Below are 16,484 nucleotides of genomic sequence, written 5' to 3'. Positions count from 1 at the left end.
CACGTACATCGGCCGACGGGACATTCCCCAAGGGGTACTACTGCTACTCGGGTACTACGCGATCGCTCATTCGGGGCGTTCTTATACGTCGCAGGTTGCACCCTCCATCCCAGCGAAGACCTAATTCACTCCGGTTTCATCCTCGTGCGGAGTAAGCCGGGGTATTGTGAGGCGCATGGAGATGCGCCTCGAGGTCGTACAAGTGCCGGTCGCTGATGTGGACAAGGCCAAGTCGTTCTACACAGACCGACTCGGGTTCGCCTTGGATCACGACGTGGAGTACATACCCGGAATCAGGGTCGTGCAACTCACGCCACCCGGCTCCGCCGCCTCCATAGTCATCGGCACGGGAATGACCAGCATGCCGCCGGGCAGCCTTGAAGGCCTGCAATTGGTGGTTCCCGACATGGACTCCACGCGGGCTGAGCTCCTCCGGCGGGGAGCAGAGATCAGCGAAGTCCAAGACATCGGTGGAATCTCCTTCGCCTACTTCAGTGACCCGGACGGCAACCGCTGGGTCATCCAGGAAGCTACGCCGCCGGACGTGAGGGAAGCCTTTCAGCCTTAGGCACTGACGCTGTCCGACGCACAATGATCGACACCAGCATCCGTGCCGATCTTCCGTGCCCGCTGGGCAGGTCAGTTTTCCCAAACACGCGTCGCGTTATTCATGTTTAGGCCCTAAAATCTAAATAGTAGGGTGACTATTTAGACTTCTGGAGGACCCATGACCTGCTGGCCCGCACACGGCAGCAAGACGATGCAGTGGAAGTCCTCCGGACGGCCGCCGCGCGAAGACCGGGAATTCACCGAGGTTGTGGCCTCGTTGCCACCCATGATCGCCGGTTGCTGGTTCGATCCGGGGCGCGAGACCATTGTCGCCCTGGAGGAGGCCGCCGTTGCCATAGCGTCCCTGGACGTCACGGCGGGCACCCGGATGGCCGCCATTAGCGGGTTCCTGCTCCGCAGTGAGGCCGTCTCGTCCTCCAAAATCGAGCACGTCAACGCCAACCGTGACGACTACGCCCGGGCCATGATCGGGCTCAAGGCCAGTGACGACGCCCGCTCCATGGTGGCGGCAGCCGACGCCGTACAAGGAATGATCGACGACGCCGGACGAACCGGGGAGATCCGGCTGGAGGCAATGCTGGCCGCCCATCACACGCTCATGAAGGATGACCCGATGGACGGCCCGCACGCCGGCCGGCTCAGGGACGTTCAGAACTGGATCGGCGGCAGCGACCATTCACCGCGCGGCGCCATCCATGTCCCGCCCCCGCCGGAGCTCGTGCCGGACCTGATGGAAGACCTGATGGACTTCTGCAACCGCCGCGACGTACCCATCATGGCCCAGGCGGCGATCGCGCACGCCCACTTCGAGTCCATCCACCCGTTCACCGACGGCAACGGCCGGATCGGCCGGGCCCTGATCGGTGCGATTTCCCGGCGTCGCGGGCTCACCAAGAACACCGTCACCCCGATCGCGTCGGCGATGGTCGCCGACGTCGACACGTATTTCAGCCTCGTCAACAACTACCGCTCCGGCGACGCCGATCCGTTCGTGCTGTACTTGGCCCGTTCCGCGGTCCGCGCCTCGGACGCCGCCCGGGAATCCGTCGCCGCCCTCGATGCGCTGCCGGCGATGTGGCTGGAGCTGGCCAGGCCACGCAGAGGATCCGCGGACGAGAAGATCATTCCGTGGCTGCTGGAGCGGCCCGTGTTCGAGGCCCACAGCGCTGCCCATATTGCCGGCGTCGCCGAAAGCTCCGTCTACGCCGCGCTGCAGCGGCTCTCCAATGCCGGAGTTATCACCCCGGTCACCCAGTCCAAGCGCAGCCGCGCCTGGGCGGCGACCGAAGTCCTCGACGAGGTGGACCGGCTCAACAACCGGCTGGCCGAGGCTGGGAAGGCTGGCTGACCGGGCGACGACGGAGCCGGCGTCGGCGGCCGGTCCCCAGGCGGGCCGGAGGGTCTTGATCCTCACGCGGGGTGAGGATCTACGGTTGGTCACATGACACAGACGAGCGGTGCGGCAGGTCAGTGGAGCATCGGCGAACTTGCCAAAGCGAGTGGCGTCACGGTCCGGGCGCTCCATCACTACGACGCGATTGGGTTGCTGTCGGCAGGCCAGCGGACGGCTTCGGGCCACCGCCGCTACACCGAGGAAGACGTGCGGCGGCTCTACCGGATCCGGGCGCTGCAGATGTTCGGCCTCCCGCTGGCCGATATCGGCGCCGCGCTGGGAAACCCAGCCGACGACATGGGCTCGCTGCGCACTCTTTTGGAAAGACAATTGCTGCACCTGCGCCGGCACGCAGAGCAGGTCCAAGCAGTCCAGGACCGGATACGCGACTTGCTTTCACGCATCGACGGGGCCGCCGTGCCGGCGCCGGAACAGTTCATGTCAGCTTTGGAGATGATCACCATGCTCGAAAACCACTTCACACCGGAACAGCGCCAGGAACTGGCCGACCGCAGAGCCGAACTTGGCGGCGGCCGCATCGAGGCCGCCAAGGTCCGATGGGCCGCTTTGGTCGAGGAGGGTCTCAAGCACGTCGAGAACGGGACGGCGGTATCTGATCCGTCCATCCGGGAGTGGGCCGCGGCATGGGACGAAATCGGATCCATGTTCCATGCAGGTGAGGAGACCAAAGCCGCCGCCCGTTCCATGTGGCAGGACAACAGGGCCGCCCTCAGCGCCGATCTGCCGTGGTCCTCAGAGGAGTTGGCCGGGCTCCTGGCCTACCTGGAAAAGGCGCGGACGCAGCCCTGACCGCCCGTGCCCTCTGACGGTGCTTTTTAGCGGTGCTTTTTGATGGTGGCGGATGCAGAATGGAAGGAAGCTGGGCTGATTCCTCAGCCCCCTCCAGCATCGAGGACGGCACATCATGACGAGCAATAGGACACGGACTGCACTTGTGTTGGCCACGGTTTTGATTGGGCTGAGCGGCTGTGCCGGAGGCGGCGGAGCACCGACGTCTGCCCCCGCCACGACGGCCGGGGCTTCTTCCAGTATGTCGACGGAGCCGTCTGCCCCTGCGGGCTCAACCGCTTCAGGGCAGGGAAGCGGGGCGGCAAACGCGGCCGCCGCGACGATTACGATCAGCAACTTCGCCTACGAGATCCCGGGCTCGGTGGCTCCCGGTGCGGAGGTGAAGGTCATCAACATGGACACTGCCGAGCACACGGTGACCGCAGACCAGGATGCGACGCTCTTTGATGTCGAGGTCAAGGAAAACGGCGGTACGGCCACATTTAAGGCACCTTCTGAGCCTGGCACTTACCCGTTTCACTGCACGTACCACCCCAACATGCACGGTTCACTGACCGTCAAGTGAGCAACGCCGCGGGCTGGGACGCATTCTTGACGGTCTCGATCGAGAAAGGTGCCGCGGCTTGGCTATCCGGACCCCCTCACCGTCGCTTGACCCATCCGTCGTTGATGACTTGAGTTCGGCTCTCCGGGGCCGGCTGTTCCGTCCTGGAGAATTCGGCTACGACGACGCCCGGAAGGTCTTCAACGCGATGATTGATCGCCGTCCGGACGTGATTGTCCGCCCGGCTGACGCCGAAGATATCCGCCGTGCAGCGACCTTCGCCAGGGAAAACGATCTCCCCGTTTCCATCAAGGGCGGCGGCCACAACGTGGCAGGGAACGCCGTTGGCGCCCATGGGCTCATGCTGGATTGCTCTGGCATGAAGAACGTTCAGGTCGATGCCGAACGGCGTGTTGCCGTGGCTGGAGCGGGCGCGCTCCTGGCCGACGTTGACGTCGCCACTCAGGCATACGGCCTGGCCACGCCGCTCGGAGTCGTGTCGGTTACCGGCATCGCCGGCTTGACTCTCGGAGGTGGCATCGGCTGGCTCAACGGCAAACACGGGCTCGCTTGCGACAACGTACTGGCCGCCGACATCGTGACTTCGGATGGCAGGCTGCTGACGGTGAGCCCCGACCAACACGCAGACCTCTACTGGGCCATCCGAGGAGGCGGCGGCAACTTCGGCGTTGTCACGTCTTTCACCTATCGGTTGCATCCCGTCGGGCAGGTCCTTGCCGGAGCGCTCTCATTCCCGGCCGAACGCACGAGGGAGGTCCTGGGGTTTTATCCCGAGTTCGCCGCTGCTTGCCCCGACGAACTCTCGATGTCGGCCAGTCTGGGGTGTGACGCCTCGGGGCGCCCTGTTTTCGGCGTCAGCGTCTGCTGGAGCGGCGAGCATGATGAGGCGGAGCTGGCGCTCCGACCCCTGCGCGATCTCGGCCCAGACGTGGACGTAGTCGTGCCAACCGACTACGTCGCCCTGCAGAGCGCACACGACGGGGGCTTTCCGTTGGGCCAGAACCACTATTGGAAATCGAGCTTCTTCACTGACTTCACCGCCGACGCCATCGATGTCCTGCTTCAGTTTGCAAACGAGATGCCTTCAGCGGCGAGTGCCATCGGAATGCAACAACTGCACGGTGTGGCCGCCCGGGTCGCCCCAGCAGCCACGGCGTTTCCCCATCGCCGGTCCCAGAGCGAACTCCTTATCCTGGCCCAGTGGTCCGATCCGGCAGAGACGGAGCGCAACGTCGGCTGGGCCCGCACCTTCTTCGAAGCGATGCAGCCCTTTGCCGCGAGCGGCGTGTACGTCAACGATCTGGGTCAGGAAGGGGAGGAGCGGGTGAGGGCAGCCTACGGCGCCAACTACGATCGGCTGGCCACGGTCAAAACCGCGTACGACCCCATTAACCTCTTCCGATCAAATCAGAACGTTCGCCCGATCACATAGCCACTCAGTGGGCATTGGCGAGGTTCCGCATCAAAATGATGTCCTCGGTCCCCGCAGCGCGGCGGGCGAGTGAAACTGCCATGATCGGGGCAAAGCTGCAGCACCAGAGCCATAACCGGTCTGCGTCGACTGGATCAGCAATATCGGCGAGCCGACGGCACCGGCTGCGGATGGCCGCTTCGCTGGTCGCGCCAGTCATCGCCAGGTCGGTGAGGTCCATCGCTGGATCGCCAATGCACGGTCGTGGGTCGATGGCGACAATCCTGCGCGCATCGCCGACCCGCAGAATGTTGCCGGAGTGAAGATCGCCGTGAAGAAGTGAATCCCCGCCATCTGCCAGATCCATCGCAGCCGCGTGGCATCGACGCCAGACTGAAGCGTCGATTGGTGCGTCCGGGAGAGCGCGCCGTCGGCGGTCCCACAACTCGAACACGAGCTCCACACGCTCACGGGCGGGGGGAACATTCGGTGGCGGTGTCCTGCGCGGTGAGAAAAGGTCCCTTATGAGACCCGTGACCCCCCCGATTCCCCATGTCTTGGCGGTCAGCTCCGTGGCGTCGGGGAGCCACTCGAGCAAGATCGCGCCACGGGTGGCCTCCGCATCCACCAGATCGACGACGGTGGAAGCGGCTGCCCAGTATGTCAGCGCGGCTGCCTCCTGCTCTGCGATCGCACGGTCGGGCGAGAGTTTCAGAGCGTAGCGGGTTCCATCCGCGGTCGACACGCACTCCACAACGGCGCCCGTTCCCCCCGCGCGGACATGGCGAGGCTCCAGTCCCCACTTTTGACAGAGCTCTCCAACGATCGTTCCGAAGTCGTCGATCCAGGCCGCAGCCGCGGGGCCGAATCGGTCGAGAAGTCGGTCGCGGGCAGCAATGGGCATAGCTACCTGTGTCATGAAGCGATGCTATGCGTTGCGGCGCCACCCTTGCGGAAATGTCCCTATAGGATCCCCAACCGGGACACTGCCAGCCACGATCAGGAATAGCTGGCGGTGATCCTCTTCGCTTCTCCGTCGAGTTGGATTCGACCGCCGTAGGGGAGGATCCACTGCGGTCGCGTGTGCCCGAAGGGGACCCCGATGCAAACGACGGCGTCCGGGTTGTATCGTGCAATTTCGGTGCTGACCACATCTCGCTGTGCTGCGCGTAGCCGAGCCCGTTCCGCGGCGGGCGGAACCTGCCCGTGGCTGCTGACGGGAGGCCTGGCGACCATCACGCCGTCGACCGCCCCGAGGACACCACGTTCGCCGAGCGCTCGAACCCATCGCTTGACCCAATCTGCGGGAGCCAGCAGTTCGCTGGTTTCGAGGATCAAGATTGCGCCGCGGAGCGCGTCGACGGAGGGCAGCCTGTCGGCGATGGCGAGCTGGTCGAGGACTTCGATGCAGCCACMCCACGTGTAACCGGCGACCATGCGTTCGGAACCTGTCCACGCCCAGGGTTCGGTGGGTTCGCGGTCGCCGTATTCGACGAGTGCCCGCGGGTCGAGCCAATCCGGCCCGAAGTCCTCTGATTCCCCGGGATCGGTGACCTCGAGCTCGCCTCCAGTGAGCAACGCAGCCCGAAGGGAAGCGAGGTGGACGTCGTCCGCACCCGGCCCGGCGCCGAGGTGGACTTGAGTCGAACCGCCGTAATAGGCGGGTATCCCGAGTGACCACAGCCAGTTGAGAAGGTTGGTGTTGTCGCTGTATCCGATGAAGATTTTGGGATTCGCTACGACCGCAGCCTCGTCGAGATGCGGTACGACCGTGATCTGGTCGTCGCCGCCGATGGTGGCCAGAATCGCCTGGATGCTGGGATCGGCGAACGCCGCATTGATGTCCGCCGCCCGTTCCTCGGGACTGGATCCGAGTTTGCGAGTCGTCGGGAATTCCACAGGGATCAAACCCGTGGCCGCAGTGAGCCGCCGCATCGCCTGCTCATGGACGGCCGGGGCGAACCCGGGCGCGGCGAACGACGGGGAGAGAACCGCGACCCGATCGCCCGGATTGAGCTTCGGCGCGGACAAGTTCAGCTGCGAATGATCCATTCACTCATCGAACCAGATGGGGCCCGGATCGGGGCAGCTTGACGACCCGACGTGCCGGTGGGGGATCCTCCAACGTGCCGGAGGCGCGGCCAGGCCGGCTGACTTCGCCCCGGGCGGTGGGCAACCCGGCAACACGAGAGGGACCAATCCTGGGTTTCCACTTCCGAGGAACCGAGACGCCGAGTCCGCCCTTCGGACCGGCCCATGTGTCCCAGTAAACGGTATGCATCGCCCCATTATCGGCATTCTCTCGGCAGCAGGCCGGAGCTAGACTCAATCCATATTGACAAGGTTGGGGGAACCAAATGTCTACACCTTCGGTGCCAGCTCGCACGAAAACCGGTCGACTGAACAAACTTGCTGTTGCAGCCATAGTCTTTGCGGCCATAGCTGCGGCGGGACTTTTGGTGTTCGGGGTGGCGGTCCTTGCCGTATTCGCCGTGGGTGCGGGACACGTTTCACTGAATCAGATCAAACTGAGGGGTGAAAGGGGCCGTGGGCTGGCAATTGCTGCCTTGGCTATCGGGTACGCCATAGCCACCCTGGCACTATTCACCAGGCTGTCGTTTATTCCGGGCGCAATTCAACAGTTCACCATGTAGTTTCGAGCGGTGACCGAGGCCGGCCGAACGGTCTGGTTCCGCCCGGTCGCGGCGGGGGAGTCGCGCGAGCGTGTAGCGGGGGGACCTGCTCCCGGGACAGCAATACTGATGCTGATGGATTGCCCTGTCCGATTCGCGATGGCTGGAATACTGGGGAAATGACTCTCGCTGAACTGGAACTGCCCAGTGGCCAATTCACCATAAGGAAAGCCGAATCATCCGATGTGGCTTCGATCGTTGGGCTTCTGGCTGCCGACCAGCTCAGAGCCTCTGTCGACTCGATTGCAATCGAGCACCGGCATCCCTACGATCTTGCTTTTCAGGCAATCGATGCCGACCCAGCCCAGCTTCTTGTCGCTGTTGTTTCGACCGAAAATGAGGTGGTTGCGACCATGCAACTGTCATTCATTCCCGGACTCGCACGAGGCGGAGCTACACGACTGCAGATCGAAGCAGTGCGCGTCCGGTCCAACCTTCGGAGCAACGGCCTTGGAGGGGCGATGATCACGTGGGCGATCGCAGAAGGGCGCCGACGTGGCGCAAAACTGGTTCAGCTCACGTCAGACGAGTCCAGGGCCGCAGCGCACCGGTTCTATGAGCGGCTTGGCTTCGAAGCGTCGCACCTGGGCTTCAAACTTTCCCTCTGAGCTGTGAGTCTCATCCTAAGTGGCGCTGTTCTGGCACCGGTCAATGGCATAGGGGAAGCCTCCGCGGGCGGCATCGACCAAACCCGCAGCATATGAAACTAGATCCTTGCTGACCGATTCTTACTAAGAAACGATCGACGCGCTCCAAGCCTCGGCACATGGGGGCGCCCCGATGCTATTGGGGGATGCATCGGGGCGCCTCCCACAACGATATGCGGAGGTTTGTTCAAGTTCAAACGTGACGGCGGCAGCCGCCGTCGGCGGTGAAGCACTTCTCTGCCGGCACGCAACGGGGGGACTCGGCCGGCCTGGGGCGGTGCACCGGCTTGGAGCCTGGTCCACCGGGCCATTGTGGCCACTGCGGACAGCCCCCGGCTCCAGGAAGCTTATGCACGCCTTGATTCAGAGATGCTGCCGCTGCTGGTCAACCTGCGCCCGACCTATTCGGCCGAAGAAGTAGCCAACGACCACAGGGACTACCTGCGGCAGATCCAGGCCGACGGGGAGGACGCCGTCCGCCGTCACCTGGACCACGGCACTCAACAGATTTCTCCCCGCTCATCCCGCTAAACCAGGCAACGGAGCTTTCGCGGGACTGGGCCAGTTGGCCGGCGGGATCGTAAGAGTTCAGTTGGCGGGTGTTGCCACAAAAAAGTCGATCACGGTTGGGGTGACCTGCTGTGCGAACTCCTCAAAGAATCCATGCCTGCTTCCGGGATAGACCTGCAGGCGAGCTCCGGGAATCCGGTCAGAGAGCAGACGGGCGTTCTGCGCCGGCGTCATCAGATCGTCCTCCCCATGCAGGACCAGCGTCGGGGCAGTGATCGAGGGCAGCAGGGCCCCGGCATCGTGGTGCCTGCTCGCTTTGCGGTGCTGCCTGCTCCTGCGAAGTCATCGAAGCATCACCGAGCAGGGAACTGTCCTCGGGCGGATGAGGCCAGGCCGCGGTGTAGAACAGGTCATGCAAAACGCTGAGCCGCTCAGCTTCAGAGGCCCGGGCGAGTTGTGCAGTGACCTCCTGGGCACGGCCGACAGCGTTCGCCCCGCCGGGTGTCGTGCATGCCAGGACCATGGCAGTCACCCGGTCCGGGTAATGTGCCGCGATCATTTGGGCGACCCGCCCGCCCATTGAGGTTCCATACACGTAGGCAGTGGAGATGCCGGCGCTATCGAGAATTTCCACAGCATCGGCCGCGAAACTCTCCGTCGTCCACGGAGTGACGGGGCCGCGGCTCGAACCGGTTCCTCGGTAATCCATCGTGATGGTCTGGAACTCCGACTCAAAGGCGCTTCGAAGGCCATTCCACCAGGTATGGGAATTCGCTTGTCCCTGCAGCAGCAAAAGGGCAGGCGAACCGGCAGCACCGCCCACCTGGGCTGCCAGGTCAAAGCCGTCCCTGGTCTGACAGACAAATTCTGCGGGCAACCCTCTAACTCCCTCTTCGATGTGGATCATGATCGGTTCCATCTGAGCACAGATCACGCGAAGGATGCACGGAACCCACCCTGATCAGAGGCGGAGCCCCGGCAGGTCAAGGAGGCGGGCGCCGTTTTCCCAGAGGACGGCGCGCAGCCAGTCATCGCCGAGACCCAGCCGGTCCAGGGCCTCGAGCTGGTGGGCGTAGGCGTAGGGGATGTTCGGGAAATCGGAACCGAGGATGATGCGGTCCTGCAGCCCGGAAAGACGGTCCAGATAGCTCTCAGGCATGGGGGCGAATCTGTTAGTGAAATCCGTGCCCACCATGGTGGTGTCGAGAAAGACCCTGGGATAGTCCACGGCAAGGTCTGCGAAGGCGTCGTACTCCGGCATGCCCATGTGCGCGATAACCAGCACCAATCCAGGAAACTTGGCCAGCAGGCGACCAACGTGTTCAGGTCCGGTGAAGGCCCCAGCCAGTGGAGCCGAACCGGCATGGATCACGACCGGGACGGCCGACGCCTCGAGCGCTTCCCAAGCCTCGTCAAGGAGCGGACTCTCGGGAGCGAACCCACCGACTTTGACGTGGACCTTGAACAGTCGGGCGCCGCTGGCCAAGGCCTCGCGTACATACTGGCCCACACCGGGCTCGGGATAGAAGGTGGCACAGTGCAACGCGTCCGGAACGCGCCGCGCGAAGTCCAGACTCCATTCATTAAGCCACCGGGCCATGCCAGGCTTATGCGCATAAGACAACGCCGGGATCGCTTTCAGCCCGAAGTCGCGCAAGCGTGCCACCCGAGACTGCTCATCAGTGCGGTATTGGATCGGCCACGGCCGCCCATAGTTTTCCTCTGCACGGTCAAAGTACGCCCAGACCTTGCGCATCATCGGTTCCGGGAGGAAATGGACATGTATATCCGCCAAACCCGGCACACCCAACGCGTGCAGATACTCCGGTATCTCATTGTCATCAAGAGGCCCCGTGACTTTCATGCTCCGTCCACGCTGCGACTCTACATCCCTGGATATCAGCTGATACGCAAGCTCCGTCGCCATCAATCAGAATTGCACTTCAGGCGCCCGTAAGCCGGTCAGCTTGAGGGGCGCACCCACACTGCAGCCCTAGGGCCATGACTTAGCGCCGGCGGGCTGCCCGTTCGCGCCGCCCGCACGTTGCCCGATGATCGGGAGCTGAAGGCATCTGACCGGCGATTCACAAATGACCGTCTATGGGACTCCAAGGAGGCTGTCGGTTGCCCGGTCAACGGTGCCTCGTGACTCATTTCCGCGGTCTATGTAGTGAAAGCAACGTTTGGGCCTAGGTCCCCTGGTTGTGAAGAGGTGCTGCCGAGAACATCAATAGCGACCATTTTTCGGGTGGTCTTTTCGGCACTTGGAGGTGGTGACGCCACTCCCCTGGGACGGATCTTTGGCTCGGACGCCTCGTTGCGGTTGATCGGAGTAACTGCCATCTGAGGTGGATGAACGATGGATCGCAGCCAATGGTATCCGTATGGGTCAAGGCTTGATTTGGCATCGATCTCCGCTGCGTCATATTCGCGCACCTTGTCCATGAAGGAGAAGTCGTTCGTGCTCCGGCTACGCAGGCGGGGTCTTACGCCGTCGGCCTTCCAGCAGGGTGAGAGTGGCCCAAGACACGAGCGCCGGGACCAGGATCAGCAGGACGAAAGCCCACCACTGGTAGTCGGTGCCCCACAGCAGGGCAAATCCGCCCACGAAGAGTCCGATTACAAAATAGAGCACGAAGAAAATGATCCCTAGCCCTATTGCGCGTCGATTCATGAGTACACGCTCCCATGGACCACCGCCGTTCTTGACCTCGACGCAGCTGATTGGGGCGAACTTGTTCCGCTTCTGGGCCGATGAGCTTGCTGAGGCTTTGGGTAAAGGCGGTTACTCGGAGCCGGTTTGGATGATGGTTCCGGTGTCAGTGTCGGCATGCGTGGTCGACGGAGTTGTAGGCGTTCTTGCGGGAGGCGTCTATTCCAACCGGATCGTGGCTACACTCCATCGGCTACCGGATGAAAGCGACACTGGCCGTTTCGGCCCTGCACAACGCGATAGCCCTTCGGGAGCCGGAAGCAACCGTGATCCATAGTGACAGCGGCTCCCAATTCCGCTCCAACGCCTTCGTGCGGACGTTGAAGGGCAACGGGCTCACCGGATCGACGGGACGGGTCGGCACGTGCCGATAACGCCGCCATGGAGTTGTTCTTTTCGCTCTGCAGGTGGTCGGCCATACTATCTTTGTCTGGATCCCAGGTTCTTGACCGCGCAGTTGTCGGCAGGGATGCTTGGCGCATGACAACTCGATACGTTCGAGGCATCGCGGCTGCGGCTACCGCCTTGGCGGTGTTGAGCGGATGCGCGGCGCCGGCAGCGCCGCAGGGCAACGTCCCGACAAGCCCGACAGCCACCGCCGTCTCGGGTGTCCCGTTCGCTCTCCTCACGCACTGTGGCATCTACGAGGCACAGGTGCAGGACACCTTCTTCGCCGCCGACCAGCCGCTGGACGACGGGCACGGCAATCCGCCTGCAGGCTGGGGCAACCCCTACCAGTCGGGCACCATCACCGTGGCAGGCTCACAGGCGGTCTTCCATGACGACAACGGCCACACCGTGACCTTCCACGAACGGCCTGGTGCCACGAGCTTCCTTAGAACTTGCTCCTGAGGCGTCGTCCGAGCGAAATGCTGACCGCAAGCCCACCCGCTCACCGGACGCGCGGGGATCGGCGGGCCATGCCAAATAATGCTGCGAAAACGAGCCAGATAAGTCTGCGGCTCACACCGCAAAGGGTCGCCTGGCCTAAAATTCCGAATCGAACTCTTAGGGGGTGCGCATGACGAAGGAGCCCAAACCGTTCGAAGTCCACGAGTCAGGGGCCCTGTTTCACGGGACCAAGGCGGATCTGGCGGTGGGGGACCTGTTGTTGCCCGGACACGGCTCGAACTTTGAAGAAGGCAGGACAGCGAATCACGTCTACGTGACGGCAACCTTGGATGCCGCAACGTGGGGGGCTGAACTCGCCGCAGGGGAAGGCCGTGGACGGATCTACATCGTGGAACCGACGGGCACCCTCGAAGACGAGCCCAACGTGACGGATAAGAAGTTCCCCGGCAACCCGACCTGGTCTTACCGCACCCGAGAGCCGGTGGAGGTCGTCGGTGAACTCGTGGATTGGATAGGACACTCGCCCGACCAGTTGCAGGCCATGCGAGAGGGCCTCGCCGACCTAAAACGCCGGGGCCTCGCGGTCATCTACGACTAGCAGCGTCCTCGAAATCCTTCGTGGATTATGGCAGCGAAGGGCGCCGCCCCAGCCGCGCGGGACGATGCGTGGGCGATGCCGCGGAGCTCGGTCGTGTGGGGCGGGGGCCGCGGGCCGTTCGTACAGATCCTGTGGGCGGCCTCGCCTTCGGCGGCCTGACCTGGTGGTTAATGGTGGGCGGAGCCCACGAAGGCAAAGGCCTCACGCGCCAGGGCGAGCCACGACTCCTCGTCCTCGGGCGGGACGCATAGCCACTCTTTCATCGGGCGGCCCTTGCCGGCGTCGAACGGTGTGCCGGCTCCGGCCTCGATCAGTCGTTCGACCCGATCGCGGGGCAGTTTCACGACCAGTGTGCCGCCGGAGATCATCGCGAAGATCGAGCCGTTGACTTTCAACGCGGAGGAACCGAATCCGCGCCGTCCAGATTCGCCCGGCACGGTGACCCCCGGGCTGGCGGTGAATTCGTCGATCAGCGTCGCGAAACGCTCCTCAGCAAGCATGGGCAACATCCTGCCCCGCGGGAGCTCCGCGAACAACACCTTGCCCGGACCCATGGGCTGTCTTGACGGGGGAGAAGTGCCCCTGATCGGCCAGGTGCGTCGATTCAGGGTCTCTTGGCGGTTCGGCGGCCCCGCCTCCGGGTCCTTCGGCGGATCGGCAGTAGCCATGCAAGGAACAGGACCGCTCCCAGAGCATTGAGGTAGCCCAGAAGAGATGCGACGAGGAGGACGAAGTCGTCGCCGGGAAGATCCCGCTCCGCGGCGCCGGAGAGGTTGTGCACGAGGTAGAAAAGCGTCTCGATCACCAGGAACGACACCATGAGGGTGAAACCTCCGCGGCGTCGGGCTATCAGAAGGGCTGTGCCCGCGAGAGACCAGACGAAGGTCAACAGCAGAGGGACGGTCAGACCGCCGGGGCTGTTGCCGAAGCGGCCGTAGGAATGCAGGTAGTACGGACCCCCTGCTGTATCTGGTCAGCGAAATGCCCTGCGAAATAGCGGTCACTCCGCTCTGAAACTCCCGGGTTACCGGAATAGTGCGAAGACGCGCACGGGTTCCGGAGCGAAGTTCAACCCCTCGGTAAAACCCATGGCCTCGTAGAAGGCGCGTTGCCCTGGTTCATTGTCAGTGATGAGCACTGTTTGCCGGACATGCGCGTATCTCGCCGTGACGTGCTCAACCATAGCCCGCCCTACTCCGGCGCCTTGGAAGGACGGCCGTACGAGGATGTCCTGTAGGTAGCAGATGGTCGCATCATCGGACACGACCCGCGCGAGGCCAACAAGCTCACCATCCTCAGCCCGGGCCGTCACGACAAACGAGGAACTTCGGATCGCCCTTGTGAGCAGTTCTGGATCCCGGGTATAGGCGGCCCACCCCACAGATTCGTACAACGCCAGAACTTCGTCATCGGAAAACTCGCTGGAAGTGAAGATGCTAAACGCCGACATCGGACCAGTGTTGCATGGCCCTGCCGTTTTCTTCATGACCACCGCGTACGTCGGGAGCGGGACGGGTCACCAGGTCGGCACCGCGCTATCTGTTCGCCAAAATATGTCAGCCGGCTGCGATTTGGCCCCCATTCTCAGCAGAGGGCGCAGGAAACGTACGAAAGCGATTAGCGGCTCCTCGGATTAGGATCGCGCTATGGGGACAACAGGGGAAATGTTCGAAGGGAAGCCGAGCGCATTACCGGCGCCCGTGGCACGCGGCAGAGCGCTATACCAGCAAGACGACGGCCCTGCGGCGGTCGTCCAGCACATCGGGGGCTATGGACCGTTCGTTGAATTCTGTGCCGGACAGGGAGTGCGGGCCGAAGAACTGGCCTCGGACTCCGGGCGGCTCATTTGGTTCCTGCGCATGTTCGGCTCCCAGATTGAAAGCAGCAGCACTCTCAGGGCCGCGGCGGCCGCATTCGCCGGGAATACTATCGCCCGACTGAGGCCGGATGCACAGTGGTACGCATACCAAGGAGCCTCTCCCACGGTGGGGAACCGGGAGAGGCAGTTCGAGATTGATGGCCTACTCGACGCTGTCCGCAGCGCGGACGACGAATCGGTGCACGGGCTCGCTTCTATGCTGTCGGACTGGGCCCGGGAAGAGCCGGACGAGTCCGCGGCAATGCAGCCCCTTCCGGTAGCCCGGGCTGCCGGACAGCCCCGCTATGTCCGGCCCCACCTGCCGCCTACCACCTACTATTCCCGGGAGGGGGAGCCCATTCCATATGGCCGACAATGGGGCGAAGACGGTCCCGACGCAGATTCCTACAGCGTAGACAGCCATCCGGAGCGTTTCGCCGGGCTTCACATCGTCGCCCGGGCTCTCATCGATCATCTCACGGCCGTTTACGACGTCGACGTCCATGAGGATCCGCTGCATGCCGGGGAACTGGTGATGGAGGCTCAAGACGTGCTGCAAGCCGTTAAGGTCACCCCGTGGCGGTCCGGAACGGCGCCCCTGACGTTTGTGCTGACCGGGTACCCGGGACTCATTGTGCACGCCGGTGTGCTCCATGACTTCCCGTTTCCGGTATGCGGCTGCGATGCCTGCGACGAAACGGCGGAGAGTGCGGCGGAACGATTGGAGTTGCTGGTGCTCGCGGTCGCGGCCGGAGGATACAGCGAACGCTACCCGGTTGGTAGGCGGCGGTGGAGCGAATACGCAGTGACCGCGTTCGACGGCTTCGGATCTGAAAGCGGACAAGGCGAACCCGGCCCCGTCAGCGCCGCCCGACTCCACGACGCTGAGATCCGTCTACGGGATGTAGCGGGCGCGTGGAGTCCCTGGCCGCTGCGCGCAGGACAGTGAGCGACGGCGGTATCAGGCCGGGTTCCGGTTCGTCTCGCGACGGCACCTCGCTGCGCTGATCGCCTGCCTGCCGCACGTGGAGCGGGCCCCGGGGTGTCCCTGCCTCCGGGGCGTACCCCTCCAAACCGATGTCGGCAAGGGTAACCGCGGGCGGCGAAGTTCCGTCGATGTCCAATACGCCGAGCTCCTTCGCAACCGCGGCGGCGACAAGCACCTGACCGGTCCGCGCCATCGGGTTCGGATCGTGGAATAGCGCGTTGATCACGCGGCCGATGAACTCGGGGCTCTCGCTGGTCGAGAGATCGAACGCGCCACTTTTCGCCGCGGCCAGGACCGCCTCGGTTCGAACCAGCCCGGGGTAGAGCGAGATTACCGGAATGGCGAACGGTTTCAGCTCGACGGCCATATCGGACGTCATCTTGTCTGTCGCCGCTTTGGCGATGCCGTATATCGTGTTGCCGAGGTGGCGCTGCGCCGACCAGAAGCTGATGTTGACGATGACGCCGTGGTGCCGCGGGGTCATCATGCGTGCCGCGTGCGCCGAGCACACAAAGGCCGCGCGCACGCCTGCGTCCATCATGCCGGTCCAGCGATGCGGCGGCTGTTCCCAAAACGGCGCGGGCCACGTGAACGCGCCACCTTCGACCATGTTCTCGTAGCCGCCCCAGGCGCAATTGACGAGCAGGTCGAGGCCGCCGCACTCGGACCGGATCGTTTCAAAGACGCGCGCCGTCTCTTCGTCTTTGAGATGGTCGCAGCGCAGTCGTCGTATCTCCCGCGGCAGGTCCGCCTGATCGATCGAGCGGCCCGAGCCGTAAACCCGGAACCCCCCGGCCAGGAGGCCAAGGGCGATGCCCCGGCCGACGCCCCGGCTCGCACCGGTCACTAGCGCAACGTTTCCCGTTGGCGCCTCAG

General features: G+C 63.7%; 21 protein-coding genes and 1 pseudogene. 12 read left to right on the top strand and 10 right to left on the bottom strand.

Annotated elements, in window-relative coordinates; genetic code table 11:
* The first annotated feature begins 175 nt into the window (after positions 1–175).
* The 5 genes from AC1DZQ_RS04070 (at position 176) to AC1DZQ_RS04050 (ending at position 4,770) form a co-directional block, all read left to right on the top strand.
* A complete protein-coding gene (locus AC1DZQ_RS04070) occupies positions 176–568 on the top strand; it encodes a VOC family protein (RefSeq protein ID WP_476962286.1) in 393 nt (130 codons plus the stop codon).
* Positions 569–727: 159 nt separating this feature from the next.
* On the top strand, positions 728–1,918 hold the full coding sequence (locus tag AC1DZQ_RS04065; RefSeq protein ID WP_476962285.1) for a Fic family protein: 1,191 nt from the start codon (positions 728–730) through the stop codon (positions 1,916–1,918).
* A 93-nt stretch (positions 1,919–2,011) separates the two neighbouring features.
* On the top strand, positions 2,012–2,773 hold the full coding sequence (locus AC1DZQ_RS04060) for a MerR family transcriptional regulator (RefSeq protein ID WP_476962284.1): 762 nt from the start codon (positions 2,012–2,014) through the stop codon (positions 2,771–2,773).
* 241 nt (positions 2,774–3,014) lie between these two features.
* Entirely contained in the window at positions 3,015–3,338 is a 324-nt protein-coding gene (locus tag AC1DZQ_RS04055) for a cupredoxin domain-containing protein (RefSeq protein ID WP_476962283.1), read from the top strand.
* A gap of 58 nt (positions 3,339–3,396) precedes the next feature.
* Positions 3,397–4,770 carry an FAD-binding oxidoreductase gene (locus AC1DZQ_RS04050; RefSeq protein ID WP_476962282.1) on the top strand — a complete coding sequence of 458 codons (1,374 nt, stop codon included), beginning with the start codon at positions 3,397–3,399 and terminating at the stop codon, positions 4,768–4,770.
* 4 nt (positions 4,771–4,774) lie between these two features.
* Here AC1DZQ_RS04050 and AC1DZQ_RS04045 read toward each other — a convergent pair whose 3' ends face one another.
* Positions 4,775–5,668, bottom strand: coding sequence for an aminoglycoside phosphotransferase family protein (locus AC1DZQ_RS04045; RefSeq protein ID WP_476962281.1), 894 nt, complete (start codon positions 5,666–5,668; stop codon positions 4,775–4,777).
* Positions 5,669–5,748: 80 nt separating this feature from the next.
* Entirely contained in the window at positions 5,749–6,801 is a 1,053-nt protein-coding gene (locus AC1DZQ_RS04040) for a S66 family peptidase (protein WP_476962280.1), read from the bottom strand.
* Between the two features lie 305 nt (positions 6,802–7,106).
* On the opposite strand from AC1DZQ_RS04040, the gene AC1DZQ_RS04035 reads away from it, so the two are divergent.
* The 3 genes from AC1DZQ_RS04035 to AC1DZQ_RS04025 all read left to right on the top strand — a co-directional run bounded on the left by AC1DZQ_RS04035 (position 7,107) and on the right by AC1DZQ_RS04025 (position 8,620).
* Positions 7,107–7,403, top strand: coding sequence for a DUF4190 domain-containing protein (locus AC1DZQ_RS04035; protein ID WP_476962279.1), 297 nt, complete (start codon positions 7,107–7,109; stop codon positions 7,401–7,403).
* Positions 7,404–7,561: 158 nt separating this feature from the next.
* Positions 7,562–8,050 (top strand): GNAT family N-acetyltransferase, encoded by a 489-nt coding sequence (locus AC1DZQ_RS04030; protein WP_476962278.1) that lies wholly within the window; start codon positions 7,562–7,564, stop codon positions 8,048–8,050.
* 351 nt (positions 8,051–8,401) lie between these two features.
* On the top strand, positions 8,402–8,620 hold the full coding sequence (locus tag AC1DZQ_RS04025) for a hypothetical protein (RefSeq protein WP_476962277.1): 219 nt from the start codon (positions 8,402–8,404) through the stop codon (positions 8,618–8,620).
* Positions 8,621–8,677: 57 nt separating this feature from the next.
* On the opposite strand, the gene AC1DZQ_RS04020 is transcribed toward AC1DZQ_RS04025, so the two are convergent.
* The 4 genes from AC1DZQ_RS04020 to AC1DZQ_RS04005 form a co-directional block, all read right to left on the bottom strand.
* The gene (locus AC1DZQ_RS04020; RefSeq protein WP_476962414.1) at positions 8,678–8,860 is read right to left on the bottom strand and encodes an alpha/beta fold hydrolase; all 183 of its coding nucleotides are present in this window, start codon (positions 8,858–8,860) and stop codon (positions 8,678–8,680) included.
* A complete protein-coding gene (locus AC1DZQ_RS04015; RefSeq protein WP_476962276.1) occupies positions 8,799–9,506 on the bottom strand; it encodes an alpha/beta fold hydrolase in 708 nt (235 codons plus the stop codon). Before AC1DZQ_RS04015 ends, AC1DZQ_RS04020 begins: the two co-directional genes overlap by 62 nt.
* Positions 9,507–9,560: 54 nt before the next feature.
* On the bottom strand, positions 9,561–10,463 hold the full coding sequence (locus tag AC1DZQ_RS04010; RefSeq protein WP_476962275.1) for an amidohydrolase family protein: 903 nt from the start codon (positions 10,461–10,463) through the stop codon (positions 9,561–9,563).
* A gap of 606 nt (positions 10,464–11,069) precedes the next feature.
* Positions 11,070–11,234, bottom strand: coding sequence for a hypothetical protein (locus tag AC1DZQ_RS04005; RefSeq protein ID WP_476962274.1), 165 nt, complete (start codon positions 11,232–11,234; stop codon positions 11,070–11,072).
* Between the two features lie 235 nt (positions 11,235–11,469).
* Here AC1DZQ_RS04005 and AC1DZQ_RS04000 point away from each other — a divergent pair.
* The 3 genes and pseudogenes from AC1DZQ_RS04000 to arr all read left to right on the top strand — a co-directional run.
* Positions 11,470–11,714, top strand: a pseudogene (locus AC1DZQ_RS04000) (DDE-type integrase/transposase/recombinase); the annotation flags it as partial.
* 78 nt (positions 11,715–11,792) lie between these two features.
* Positions 11,793–12,164, top strand: coding sequence for a hypothetical protein (locus tag AC1DZQ_RS03995; RefSeq protein ID WP_476962417.1), 372 nt, complete (start codon positions 11,793–11,795; stop codon positions 12,162–12,164).
* Positions 12,165–12,333: 169 nt separating this feature from the next.
* A complete protein-coding gene (gene arr / locus AC1DZQ_RS03990) occupies positions 12,334–12,762 on the top strand; it encodes an NAD(+)--rifampin ADP-ribosyltransferase (RefSeq protein ID WP_476962273.1) in 429 nt (142 codons plus the stop codon).
* A 167-nt stretch (positions 12,763–12,929) separates the two neighbouring features.
* Here arr and AC1DZQ_RS03985 read toward each other — a convergent pair whose 3' ends face one another.
* The 3 genes from AC1DZQ_RS03985 to AC1DZQ_RS03975 form a co-directional block, all read right to left on the bottom strand.
* The gene (locus AC1DZQ_RS03985) at positions 12,930–13,262 is read right to left on the bottom strand and encodes a TfoX/Sxy family protein (RefSeq protein WP_476962272.1); all 333 of its coding nucleotides are present in this window, start codon (positions 13,260–13,262) and stop codon (positions 12,930–12,932) included.
* Between the two features lie 104 nt (positions 13,263–13,366).
* A complete protein-coding gene (locus tag AC1DZQ_RS03980; RefSeq protein WP_476962271.1) occupies positions 13,367–13,582 on the bottom strand; it encodes a hypothetical protein in 216 nt (71 codons plus the stop codon).
* A 204-nt stretch (positions 13,583–13,786) separates the two neighbouring features.
* On the bottom strand, positions 13,787–14,212 hold the full coding sequence (locus AC1DZQ_RS03975; protein ID WP_476962270.1) for a GNAT family N-acetyltransferase: 426 nt from the start codon (positions 14,210–14,212) through the stop codon (positions 13,787–13,789).
* Between the two features lie 535 nt (positions 14,213–14,747).
* Between AC1DZQ_RS03975 and AC1DZQ_RS03970 the strand changes: the two genes are divergently transcribed.
* Positions 14,748–15,569, top strand: coding sequence for a DUF6226 family protein (locus AC1DZQ_RS03970; protein WP_476962269.1), 822 nt, complete (start codon positions 14,748–14,750; stop codon positions 15,567–15,569).
* Here AC1DZQ_RS03970 and AC1DZQ_RS03965 read toward each other — a convergent pair.
* Positions 15,481–16,455: an SDR family NAD(P)-dependent oxidoreductase gene (locus tag AC1DZQ_RS03965; RefSeq protein WP_476962268.1), complete on the bottom strand. Its 975-nt coding sequence runs from the start codon at positions 16,453–16,455 to the stop codon at positions 15,481–15,483. The two genes, AC1DZQ_RS03970 and AC1DZQ_RS03965, sit on opposite strands and share 89 nt — an antisense overlap.
* Between the last annotated feature and the right edge of the window lie 29 nt (positions 16,456–16,484).

The organism is Arthrobacter sp. P1_C12_2 (assembly GCF_056406415.1).
This window is presented reverse-complemented; position numbering and strand designations above follow the sequence as displayed.